This is a genomic window from Paracraurococcus lichenis (assembly GCF_030657435.1).
Taxonomy (GTDB): domain Bacteria; phylum Pseudomonadota; class Alphaproteobacteria; order Acetobacterales; family Acetobacteraceae; genus Paracraurococcus; species Paracraurococcus lichenis.
On the sequence record NZ_JAUTWS010000114.1, the window covers coordinates 1 to 10713 of the forward strand.

Annotated in this window: 11 protein-coding genes and 1 pseudogene; 7 read left to right on the plus strand and 5 right to left on the minus strand. The window is 67.1% G+C overall.

Going from position 1 to position 10713, the window contains the following annotated elements:
- Positions 1–254 precede the first annotated feature (254 nt).
- Positions 255–836: a hypothetical protein gene (locus Q7A36_RS35670; RefSeq protein WP_305108559.1), complete on the plus strand. Its 582-nt coding sequence runs from the start codon at positions 255–257 to the stop codon at positions 834–836.
- Entirely contained in the window at positions 833–1453 is a 621-nt protein-coding gene (locus Q7A36_RS35675) for an RES family NAD+ phosphorylase (RefSeq protein ID WP_305108560.1), read from the plus strand. Before Q7A36_RS35670 ends, Q7A36_RS35675 begins: the two co-directional genes overlap by 4 nt.
- Positions 1454–1636: 183 nt before the next feature.
- Here the strand turns inward: Q7A36_RS35675 and Q7A36_RS35680 are convergent, their stop codons facing one another.
- Positions 1637–1909, minus strand: coding sequence for a hypothetical protein (locus tag Q7A36_RS35680; RefSeq protein ID WP_408903908.1), 273 nt, complete (start codon positions 1907–1909; stop codon positions 1637–1639).
- A 1321-nt stretch (positions 1910–3230) separates the two neighbouring features.
- On the opposite strand from Q7A36_RS35680, the gene Q7A36_RS35685 reads away from it, so the two are divergent.
- A complete protein-coding gene (locus Q7A36_RS35685; protein WP_305108561.1) occupies positions 3231–4214 on the plus strand; it encodes a replication protein RepA in 984 nt (327 codons plus the stop codon).
- A gap of 89 nt (positions 4215–4303) precedes the next feature.
- Here the strand turns inward: Q7A36_RS35685 and Q7A36_RS41845 are convergent.
- The 4 genes and pseudogenes from Q7A36_RS41845 to Q7A36_RS35710 all read right to left on the minus strand — a co-directional run.
- A pseudogene (locus Q7A36_RS41845) lies at positions 4304–5366 on the minus strand (transposase); the annotation flags it as partial.
- A gap of 152 nt (positions 5367–5518) precedes the next feature.
- Positions 5519–6286 carry a hypothetical protein gene (locus Q7A36_RS35700; RefSeq protein WP_305108564.1) on the minus strand — a complete coding sequence of 256 codons (768 nt, stop codon included), beginning with the start codon at positions 6284–6286 and terminating at the stop codon, positions 5519–5521.
- A complete protein-coding gene (locus Q7A36_RS35705; protein WP_305108565.1) occupies positions 6283–7008 on the minus strand; it encodes a ParA family protein in 726 nt (241 codons plus the stop codon). Before Q7A36_RS35705 ends, Q7A36_RS35700 begins: the two co-directional genes overlap by 4 nt.
- Before the next feature lie 168 nt (positions 7009–7176).
- Entirely contained in the window at positions 7177–7614 is a 438-nt protein-coding gene (locus Q7A36_RS35710) for a hypothetical protein (protein ID WP_305108566.1), read from the minus strand.
- A gap of 157 nt (positions 7615–7771) precedes the next feature.
- On the opposite strand from Q7A36_RS35710, the gene Q7A36_RS41850 reads away from it, so the two are divergent.
- The 4 genes from Q7A36_RS41850 to Q7A36_RS35725 all read left to right on the plus strand — a co-directional run bounded on the left by Q7A36_RS41850 (position 7772) and on the right by Q7A36_RS35725 (position 9942).
- Positions 7772–8134 carry a transposase gene (locus tag Q7A36_RS41850; RefSeq protein ID WP_370655769.1) on the plus strand — a complete coding sequence of 121 codons (363 nt, stop codon included), beginning with the start codon at positions 7772–7774 and terminating at the stop codon, positions 8132–8134.
- Positions 8135–8153: 19 nt separating this feature from the next.
- Positions 8154–8732 (plus strand): hypothetical protein, encoded by a 579-nt coding sequence (locus Q7A36_RS35715; protein ID WP_305108567.1) that lies wholly within the window; start codon positions 8154–8156, stop codon positions 8730–8732.
- Between the two features lie 55 nt (positions 8733–8787).
- Positions 8788–9294, plus strand: a complete 507-nt coding sequence (locus Q7A36_RS35720) for a hypothetical protein (protein ID WP_305108568.1) — start codon at positions 8788–8790, stop codon at positions 9292–9294.
- A gap of 465 nt (positions 9295–9759) precedes the next feature.
- Entirely contained in the window at positions 9760–9942 is a 183-nt protein-coding gene (locus tag Q7A36_RS35725) for a cupin domain-containing protein (protein WP_305108569.1), read from the plus strand.
- Positions 9943–10713 lie beyond the last annotated feature (771 nt).

The following is a 10713-nucleotide window of genomic DNA, read 5'->3' on the forward strand; positions in this document are numbered from 1 at the left end:
GTAGCCCTGGGCGGTGCGCTCCGGCCGCTCGGTCACCTCGCTCGAGCCGCAAGCCACACAGTCCATCCCTGCCCTCCGTCCCCCGGTCGAGCCCAGAGCCGGAGCTTACCAGCCCTATCCCGGCCGGCCAAACGGGCCGATTGGCGCGAAGCCTGGCAGAACCGCCTCCATCGTGCAATTGTCACGCTCGCGTGGTTGCGGTTGACGCAATAGAAAATCGACGCATTTAATACTAGCGCAACCAGGAGGTCGCTATGGCCGCCATGAACGCCGATCCCATCCGCGAGGCATTCCGCCGTCGCGCAATGGGTGCTGTCGATCGCATGGCCCGCGAGGCCCCAGCGGAGACCCTGGCGGAGTTCCTGGCCGCCGCGACGGATACTGGTACCCTGGCGCGGGCCACAGCCGACCAAGCCGCCTCAGAGGCACTGCACCAACTGGAGCCCCTGGCAGCGGCCATTGCCCGCGGCGCCGAGGTCCGGGCGCGCCTGGTGACGGCCGCCGGCGGCCTACTCTCAGCCGATGACGTCGGGAACCTACTTGGCATCACCCGGGCGGCGGTCGACAAGCGCCGCGCGTCGGGCAAGCTTCTGGCCCTCCGTATCCGGAGCGACTGGGCCTACCCGGCGGTCCAGTTCCGGGATGGCGAAGTCCTCGAGGGCATCACGGATGTCCTCGCCGGCATGGCCGACGCGTCCTCCTGGTCGATTCTCGACTTCCTGCTCGCCCCGGACGACGCCCTCGGCGGCCGGACGCCGCTCGCCGCCCTCCGTGCCGGCGAGCTGGCCGCGGTCCAACGCCTCCTCGCTGCCCGCGGGGCCGACGCCTTCGCGTGACACGCGGCCCGACGGAGCCGGCGCCCTTCCCGCCGGCTGATCTCGCCTCCCGGCCGCTGCCGCTCGTACGATGGGAGAGTGGGGCCACGGTCGTCCGCGTCCATCGAGCGGCCCACGGCCCAATCCATTTCTCTCCGGGCCCAGACAAGCCGCCCCTCGGCCGCTTCGATAGCGCCTCCGGCCGGTTCGGGGTCCTGTACGCTGCGCAGGCCTTCGAGGGGGCCTTCGTCGAAACCCTCATCCGCAACCCGGCCCGCGCCCTTATCAGCCTGGCAGAGATCGAGGCCCGCGCGCTCTCCATCGTCGCTATCCACGAGGAGATGCTGCTGGTGGATCTGACCGGTCCGGGCCTGTCTCGGCTCGGCCTCGACGCCCGCTTCTTGTCAGGCCCCTACGACCCATGCGGCGCGTGGGCCGATGCGCTCCACGACCACCCGTCGCAGCCCGCGGGCATTGCCTACCCGTCGCGCTTCGACCCGTCGCAACTCTGCGTCGCGCTCTTCTCCAGGCTCGCGCCGCACCTTGAGCCTGTTACAGAACCCGTTCCCTTGAACGAGATGCGATCCGACGTCGCCCTCATCCTGGACCGCTACGGAAAGGCACTGGATCCGGGTTAGGGGGGCCGCAACTGCCGCGGCGCCTTCTTCGGCCTCAGCTTCTAGGACCGCCTCGGAGCCGGGCTCGGCATCACCGGCCAGGCCGCCATCCCGTGCCTGCCAGACCTCATCGGCCAGTGCTGCCTGCCCGCCACGCTGCCGGCGAGGGTGACGGGAGGCGGCAGTGGGCCTCACCCCTTACGACTACAACGCGTTGGCGCCGAACTCCCAGGCCAGGGCCGCCCAGCGCTGCCGCTGTTCCTCCAGCAGGGCGGCGAAGGAGGCCGGTGTGGCACCCCGGCCCACCAGCTGGGCCGCCTGGCGGAACCGCTCCACGGTTGCCGGTTTGCGGGCCACGACGGCCGCCTCCTCGGCAATGCGGGCCTGCAGCTCCGGCGGCATGCCCTTCCAGCCGAACGGGCCGTGGATGCCCTCTTGACGGAAACCCGGGTAGCCCTGCTCGGCGGAGGTCGGCACCCCCGGCGCGCGCTTGGCACAGGCGCCCGAAGCGAAGGCGAGTCATCCCCGCAATTCCACGCTGATTTTGTCGCCCCAAGTTGCCGATTCTACTCTGCCTCTGTCGCCCGAAGCGGGGTTATCCACGCTGACTCTGTCGCCCAATTCCTATAGAAGATAAATTATCTTCCCATAGGACGGGGTTGTGCAGACATATTCAGCGTAAACTGCCAGGGTAAGTAATGGGTACACGGCTGACTTGCCGATCCAGGCCCCATATGCTTCTCTTTGCCGCGAGGATGCGCGTGCATGCTCTGAGCAGGCGTGCTGGCACCCTTCCGCACCAGGGCACGACACGGGCCTCCTGCGGCTTCCCTGCGCATTTACATCCGCGCGCCGCAATAGTAGGTCTGGCGAGCACCCGCTTTTGTCGCCATCACGCTTGGCCCGCACCGACCGCGATCCGCACCGACGGTAAGGGCGGAGCGGTTCACTGCGAGCGAGCGAGGCGAGGTAGGCGGCGACGGTTTCCGGGGCGGCCGGCAGGGCGGCGAGGCCGGCGGCGGCGTAGGCCCGGCGGGTGGCCGGGGCGTCGGCGGCGCGGGCAAATTCCACCGCGTCCTGCAGGGCCAGCTGCGCGTGCTGCTGGCCGGGCATGTCCCTGGCCGCCCCGGCGGTTGCGTCGTCCGGCATCCCCTGCCCCCTGCCAGCGCCGCCGCCGGGGCCCCTCCCCCCGGCCTGGCGGCGCCGCTCCGCCCTAGCTCGGGTCGCCGCCAAAGCGCGAGAGTTGGCCATTATGGCGTGTGAGCCGGGGCGGTTATCGCGTGTCAGGGAGAGCGTGGCGGTCCATGGTCCCCAGAGTCCAAGCTCGCTCCACCTTCCTGGTCACCAAAGTCGACCCCGTCTACGGGTAGGACGGTCCCCAGAGTCCAATTCCTCCTTGTTTGGCGAACCGGGCGCCCTCGCATGTCCGCAGCTGGGGCCCGATCTCCGACTCGGGGTGCCGATCCGTTGAGAATCTTGGACTTTGGGGACCGATTGGACTCTGGGAACCGGTTTGCGGCTCCGGGCTGGATCGTCCGAGTTGGACTTTGGGGACCGTCACCTCCGAGTCGCACACACCGGCAAGTTGGACTCTGGAAGCCATCCGTTGGACTGTAGGGACCCACCCCGTATGAACCGGGATTGAGTTTCAAGAGGTTATGGGAGATATCCACAGGACTTTAGGGACCACACTAATAAGAGTCACAAATAGCCATGCAAATAGTCCGGTCCCTAAAGTCCAAGTGGACGCACCAGCGCGCCTGCTGCATTCCTCATGGTACGTGAACGGAGCGCGTCTATGGCGGAGGTCCACGACCTGCTGGCAGCCCGCGGTCTTGAGGTTGCTCTGCGCGGGGCGGCTACGAAACAGCAGCGCGTCCTCGTCCAGACAGCGCACGAGTTCATGGCCGACGAGAACCTTGAGAGGAATTTTCTGTTCTCGGGGTTTTGCCTGGCGGGTCTGCCCCACCGCCGCATCGAGAACGACCGCGAATGGCGGGTCGAGACGGATCACATCACGCTGCTGGTGGAGCCTGGCCGCCGAATCTCCGCGGATGGCACCAACCCGTTCGTCGGCGTCCCCTTTGGCAGCCGAGCCCGATTGATCATGCTTTACCTTCAGACGGAAGCCATCTTGCGCAGGAGCCGCGAGATCGAGCTTGGAGGCAGTCTGAATGCCTGGATGCGCAACCTCGGCATCTCCATCGGCGGCAAGAGCTACGCCGAGGTCCGGGAGCAGGCCGAGCGTATCTCCCGATGCCGGCTGACTTTCCAGACCACCCGAGACGGTCGGACTGCCCTGATCAATCAGAACATCCTCGAAACCGCCATGTTCCTCCACGAGGGCGGCGGTGACGGCCGGCAGGCTACACTGGCACTTGACGCAGCGCGCCTATCAGAGGGCTTCTTCGCGCAGCTCATGAAGCATCCCGTGCCGATTCCGAGCGCGGCGATCCAGCGGCTGAACAACAACTCAACCGCATTGGACGTGTATTGCTGGCTCGCGTACCGTCTGCATGCCCTCAAGAAACCGACGCAGGTCACCTGGGCGGCGATCTACAAACAGTTCGGGACCAACTTTGCCAAGCTGAAGAATTTCAAGTACAAGTTCACTGAGCCCTTGGCGCTGGCTCTGGCCGTCTATCCTGAGGCACGGGTTGATGTGGAGGATGCGGGCCTCATCCTCTATCCTAGCAAGCCGCCGGAAACGCGACCGCAGGTTCAGGTGATTTTGCCTGCCGAAGAGACGGTCCCCAAAGTCCAGGGTCTGCGACAAGGCTGAACGAGCTGAACCGACCCTCGGCATCTGTAGTGCTGGCCGGTTCTTGAGACAGGGAACTGCGCTATCCAGGCGGCCAAGGGTAGGTTGGCCTGTGGGCATTGAGCAAGGCTACGTTGCTCGGCGCGAACCTGGTTCGGGGTGCGGTAGCCGTACCGGGCGACAAGCCAGGTGGCGTTGTAGTGGGCGACGAACTCCTGCAGCCCGCGCCGCAGGTCCTCGATGGTGTCGAAGGTGTGCACCCAGAGGAAGTTCTCCTTCAGGGTACGGATGAAGCGTTCGGCGACACCGTTGCCCTCGGGCTGGCGGACGAAGGAGGGCGAGCTCTCGATGCCGAGGAAGGCGATCTCGTCCTGGAAGTCGGCTGACATGTAGTTGGATCCGTGGTCGTGGCGGAGGGAGAGGCCCTGGGCCGCGTCCTTCTCGATGCGCCCGAAGTGGCGCAGGACGCCCTGGCGCACCGGCTCGAGCGCCTCGAAGCGGTTGCCGGAGCGCGCGGCATGGCTGCCGACGCACTCGCCGGAGCAGTGGTCGACGGCGACGAAGACCCGGGCCCGGCCCTCCCTGACGGTCACGGTCTCGGTCATGTCGGTCCCCCACATGACATCCACGGCGGTGGTGGTGATGGTGCCGTCATGGGCGCGCTGCTCCGGGCGGCCGACCCGGTGTGGCGCGAGCAGGCCGTGCTGGCGCATCAGCCGCCGGACCCGCCGGGCCGAGGTGCGGATGCCGGCATGGCGCAGGCGCTAACCGGACCGCACCGCATCGGGACGGCCGTGGCCGTGGTACCGGCCACCGTGCGGCGGCGGTAGACCGTGGCGCGGGAGAAGCGCCAGACACGGGCGACCCTGGCCAGACCATAGCGCCGACCCGTGGCCGGCGAGACAGCTTGGCTCACCGTCTCGACCTCCGGCGACCCGAAGGGCGACCACCCTCCAGGGCGGCGATCTTCTGCTCCACCAGTTCGTTCGCCATGGTGACCTCGCCGAGCTTGGCCTTGAGGCGGAGCAACTCCCCGTCGCGGCTGTCGCGCTCGCGCTCTTTCATCGCCGCCTCCGCCCCGACCAGGGCGCGGTCGCGCCACACGCTCAGGCGGGTGACGGCGGCCAGCTTGCGCTGGGCGGAAAAGCGGCGCTCCGGCCCGGCACCGGCCAAGGGGGCGCCAGCGTCAGCGTTCCGGGCGCACGCCGGCGCCCCCTCGGCCTTGTCGCTGTGGCTCTGGTCATGGATGTGACCTCCGGTTGCGGTGACGCGTCGAGCCAACCGAGCGCAGGCACAGTCTTTCGGGCACCAGGCACAGGGTTGCCTCAGTTCTCCGGCAACACGCCGCGCTGGCGAAGTTGCGCTTCGATGTCGGCCAGATGGGCAGAGATGGTGTCGATCTCGCCCTGAAGCCTCCCGCGCCGGCGAAGCAGATCGTCCCGCCTGCGGGTAAGGGTCAGGGTGTCCAGCGACTTGCCGCTGGCCTGTTCGTGGGTACGAACGGCCCTGGCCCGGTACTCCTCGACCTCCCGACGCGTCACACTGGGCCGCACCAAGCCGTCTTCCTTGGCCTGTTGGAGCAGGGGATCGGGCAACAGCGACAGCTTGTATGCCACCGAGTACCCAGGGAGACGGTCCGCCGGGAGCCGGTTTTCCTGGACAGCGCGAGCAACCGCCCTCAGTTGGGTCTCGATGCTCTTGCTGAAAGGAAGGAGGCGGCCTTCCACGACACGATCGTAGTCCCGGCCAAGATGTTCAGATGCGGCGAGCAGCTCGCTCCCGATTTCCAGGTACGTCCTTGCTGCCTCGTGCCAGCGGGCATGCGCATTGCGGATCAGCTTCTTGATGAAGCTGACGCGCCCCGGGTCCCGTAGGGCAGGAGAGCCCTGCAAGGCACGCTCGAGGTCCGCATCCACCACTACGTCGCCAGCCGAGGGGATGGCAGCCAGTTCCTCCGGCCTGGTGTCGAGGACGGTTATGGGGTTGGCTGGACGTTCGGCCGCGGCAGCCCGCGCTTCCCCCGATTCGACATCGAGGGTCCGGGGCTTGAGCGCCGCAGCCTTGCCAGGGCTGAATTTCATGGCGGCGCTCAAAGCCCGACCTCCTGCGCGACGAACTCATAGACAGCCTCGAAGCGCTCCATGGAATCGCCGCGGGCCTTGGTGAGGTCCAAAAGGGCCAAGCCCTTGTCGAGGTAACGGGTCACGTCCTCGCTGGTCGGAAGTGCGACCGGGCAGACGGAAAGGCGGGACTTGATGATCCGGTTCTGGGCCTGCTGCCAGGACGAGGCTTGCTTGTTGATCTGGTTGAGCACCATCACGGTCTTGCCGCCCATGCCAGAGACCGTTCGGCCCCAGGGAATCGCACTCTCCAAGTCGAAATCGCCCGGCTTCGTGGGGATGACCGTGAGGTCTGCGTCCTCCAAGATGTTTCGGACTTCCAGAAGGTGGTCCTCGACGCTTGGCGGGGTGTCCACCACCACTAGTTCATAGGTGAGCCTTCCGTCCTGCTCGATCCTGTTCGATCGGATCTCCCGTGAGAGAGCGGCCCATTGTGAGAAGGTGGCCTCGCGGACGCTGAAAAGCTGGGCCTCGGCAGGCCGCTTTGCGAACCACTTGGTCAGGGTTCGCTGCCGGTCCAAATCGAGACCCAAGGCGCGAACGCCCTGCTGCGCGGCTCTGACCAGGAGATTGCTAGCGATGGTCGTCTTGCCGACACCGCCTTTCGGCGAACACACCAACACCAGCTTCGTGCGAGCCGCAGCCGGCGCAGCCTTAGTCTTGCGGGCCACGCCCGCCTCCAAAACGTCGCCCATCACAACCCCCCTTGGTGAGCAGGCGCCAACCTATCAGCCCGGGCCATTTAGGAAGAAGCGTCGAGCGCGGCCGTTGAGCCGATTAAACGCGGCAAGCGCGCCTCACTGTTGCAGCAAGAGCACATTTAACCGGTTCAAAGGGCCAGGTGTCCTGGCAAGAAGGCCCGATCAAGCTGCCATAAACCGAATATGCGGGCCGACGAACTTGCGTGCGATCGGCAGCCGGGCCTGCAAGCCGCCTACCAGAGTTCTCACCGCTGTCCTCGCGATAGCCTGCGCAAACCCTTGATTCGGCAACGGGCCGCTCACTCGTTTACCCAGCTTGCTCCCCCAATTCCCCGACTGCCCTGTGGGGTCACCCATTTCCTCAACAGGCTGGCACTCGGTTGGGAAGTCGGAATGGGCCAGCGCGATAGCGAGTGGCTGGCGGTCAAGGAAGCTCACGTTCGGGAAGATGGTGTCGACCGACATGGCGACATACGGCCGGTCGGCGAAGCGGGCCAGGCGGGCCGCATGCGTCATGCGGTGCCAGTTGTTCACCGCCGGATCCAACGCCCAGGCGTTGTTGTAGGGTTCGGGCTCGCTGGTCGGCAGTTCCCCCAGCACTCCATGGCCGCAGTCGAGAAAGCCGATCGCGAGCGGCAGCTTGGAGACGGCCCGCCGGCCCGATGGCGACCATGTCCACCGAGCGGTGGCTGGTGTCGTTGGTCCTGCCCCGCTTCCACGGACATCTCTGACAGGCTGAAGGGCCTGGGAGGTGGTGATGACCGAGAGCGGAAAGCGGCGTCGGGTCTTTCCGGACGCGTTCAAGCTCGAGGTGGTGGGCGCGGGTCAGGGTGGCCGCTCGATGTCGCAGGTAGCAGCCGAGCTGGGCCTGCCGGACCGCTTGGTACGGAGCTGGCTGGGCCGGGCTGCGGGGCGCGGGACGGCTGAGCGGTCCTGGGCCGCTCGCCGTCCGTCTCAGGCAGCCACGCGGCCGCCGCGCCGGCCGCTCCCACGCGCACCGGGGGGGTTCTCAGACTCCATAACCACCCTTCCAAACCCCGTCGTCCAATCTGTTAGGGTAGCCACGCCCCGGGTTCGGCACGAAAGGACCCAGCCTTCGCCACTAGGCATGCAGCGGTAAGCAGGTAGGCTTCGCGGTCATGTTGAAGTTGACCCCTGGACAAGTCACTGCCGCTACGCTGGTCGGCGTCGAGTTTCGCCCTGCATCTCCCGGTGAGGTGCACCGCCTGGCGATGAAGCGGAAGATCTTTCAAATCGACGGTGCCCCGGTCACGGCGGCCCGCGATGGCGTGTTCTTCGAGACCGCCGCGACGCTGGAGCAGCTGATCGCGGATGCTGAGCGGCAGCAACGCGACCTGGCCGTGTGGGAAGCGAGTCCACCCGCGCCGGTCGAAGCACCTCCCAAGGTCGAGGCGGAGCCGCTGGTCACGCCCGCACGGGTGAAGCCCGAGCCAGTCCTGCCAGATCCGACGCTCGAGGTGGCCGAGCCCGCTAACCCTGTGCCGGAAGCGCCGCTGGTCGTCGGGCCAGACTCAGCTGAACAGCTTGAGGTAGTTGCGTCCCAGTCGGCGATGGCGGCTGCTGCGCCCTCCACGGTCTCTAATACCCCGGCGCGTGCGGCATCCGCGGTCAGACAGCCGCATCGCCGGAACTGGATGACGGCCGGGGCGGAGCGCCGGGGCCGGGCTGCGCAACACTGGAGTGGACGGCGAAAGTAGCGCGTAGGCCTTCGCCGTTGCTGAATGGGCGGCGGCGGATGCTACCGTCCGTCCCATGACGAAGGCCTCCTCGCCTATCAAGGTGAACCGCGCTCCCGTCCTGACGCTTTGGGCCGCCGTCGTGGCGGAGCGGCTCGGGCACCCTTCTGAAACCGCGCTCAGCCTGGCCAAAGCCGTGGCGGGCGTGGCGGCGCGGGCCAAGGCCAAACGGCTCGGCATCGCCGAGGAAGGCGATGCGGCAATGGAGCGGCGAGACGCGGCTCCGGCAAAGCCCAAGGACACGGCGCAGCTGCTCGGCCGGAAGATCCGGCTCACCCATGACAAGGACGGGGTGGTTCTGGCCGATAATGGCGATGGCAAGCCCTCACCCGCAGAGCCTGTGGAGGCCTACGTCGCTAAGGCGTTCGGCGACCACCTGGCCGAGGTCAGGAAGGCCATGGAGGCGCTAGCGAAGCGTTATGAGCCTGGCGAGCTCAACCGGGTCGGCTTTAGGCTGTACGAACATTTCCGCCCCGAGGTGCCGCCCGACGTGAAGGGATGGGGCGCGAAAAGGGCTCCTTGATCTTGAGAGAATTCGGTCGGCCGGAGGGCAGCCTGGCTGATGGCGAACACATCACGCCACCTCCATCGCCTGCCGCATCAGCAAGGCGTGAGGCGCCGCCAAAGCTCGCGTCCAGGTCGTGTCGACCGCTTATGGTCACTCAACCGACTGGAGAGAACAATGCCCGACGCGCTGCGCAAAGACGTTCCGCTGGCTGGTGGCTGTCGTGCGCGGCCCGTGGTGAAAGCACGACAGCAGACATATCCCCCTCGGCGCTGGCGCTGGGAGATTCAGTTCGATGACGAACTACATGCCCGAGCGGCATCCGAGTGCGTTTACCGCTCCGCCCATGACGCCTGGGAGGCGGGATGCGCGGTGCTGGCCCGATCGGCAAGAACCTATTCGCCGCCGCGCATGTGACCCTCTCATAGCGGCTCGAGTGGGCGTGAGGACGCGCGTGGCGGTGGTCGGGGAAGGAAGCGCACGATGGATGACGTGATGATCCGCTCGGCGGCGAGCCGCTCCACCCGGGCGGCGCCGGCCAGCAGCTTCACTGTTACGGTGCTGCAGGACTCCATGGTCACGTCTCAGGCGCCGCCACGAACCTGCGCCACGCTGGTGACCCTCACGCCCGGCGCACGGACCAACTGCACACGCGTAGCATCCTGACGCCGAGCGGCCGAGGCGCTTGGTACCCGGCGACAGTGCGGCGGCTGGAGATGCGGGCGGCGTAACCCGGCCGGTGCTGCGCCGGGCGGCGGCGCTCGCCTACTCCGGCTTCAACCCGGTCCTGGCGATCACTTCGGCGCTGCCGGCCGCGCGCCGTCTCTGGTCGGGGCTCCGCCCCTCCCGACGCCGGCGCGCGGCCGGCGCCCTTACCCGAATACGGCCCGCGGCACCGGATAGCCGCGTGTCGGTTTTCCTCATCGGCAAGCACGCCAACTGAGCGAAATCAGAGCTTTCCGCTGTCCCTGATCGGCGCGCATTTGCCCTCATTGAGGAGCAACTGCGCCGCAATGGCGAGCGATTTTCGGCGTCACGCTCGACCGGCATGGTGGACCGGGATCGGCGGCCCTTTCAGCCGCGTCAAGTTGCCGTCCGACACTCGTTTGGAGCCGCGCGCGCATTCTGAACGCCAGCGGTCCAGGCAGGGCCGGCCCGGCGACCCCAGAGGGGGAGGGCGACGGCGTGCCTGCGATTGCAGGGCAATCTGCCGGCCAATCAGGAGCGCAATGCGCGGAGTTCAGGGACCAATCGGGGCAAGGGGGGCGGCCGGCAGGACCGAATGCGCGCCGATGAGGAAACCTGACAAGCGCGCCTGGGGGGCTTTCTGACCTCTGATAAGCCCGGTTTATCGAAGGTGAGCCAAGTTTGCCCCAATCGCGGCAAGAGGTTGGAATTCCGCCGTCTTCGCGCCTCACCGCCTGTCGCGTTTCCCGT

Excerpts from the sequence above, each read along its gene's own strand:
- Q7A36_RS35670 (WP_305108559.1), top strand. The coding sequence starts at position 255 with ATGGCCGCCATGAACGCCGATCCCATCCGCGAGGCATTCCGCCGTCGC.
- Q7A36_RS35685 (WP_305108561.1), top strand. The coding sequence starts at position 3,231 with ATGGCGGAGGTCCACGACCTGCTGGCAGCCCGCGGTCTTGAGGTTGCT.
- Q7A36_RS35705 (WP_305108565.1), bottom strand. The coding sequence starts at position 7,008 with ATGGGCGACGTTTTGGAGGCGGGCGTGGCCCGCAAGACTAAGGCTGCG.
- Q7A36_RS41850 (WP_370655769.1), top strand. The coding sequence starts at position 7,772 with ATGACCGAGAGCGGAAAGCGGCGTCGGGTCTTTCCGGACGCGTTCAAG.
- Q7A36_RS35715 (WP_305108567.1), top strand. The coding sequence starts at position 8,154 with ATGTTGAAGTTGACCCCTGGACAAGTCACTGCCGCTACGCTGGTCGGC.
- Q7A36_RS35720 (WP_305108568.1), top strand. The coding sequence starts at position 8,788 with ATGACGAAGGCCTCCTCGCCTATCAAGGTGAACCGCGCTCCCGTCCTG.
- Q7A36_RS35725 (WP_305108569.1), top strand. The coding sequence starts at position 9,760 with ATGGATGACGTGATGATCCGCTCGGCGGCGAGCCGCTCCACCCGGGCG.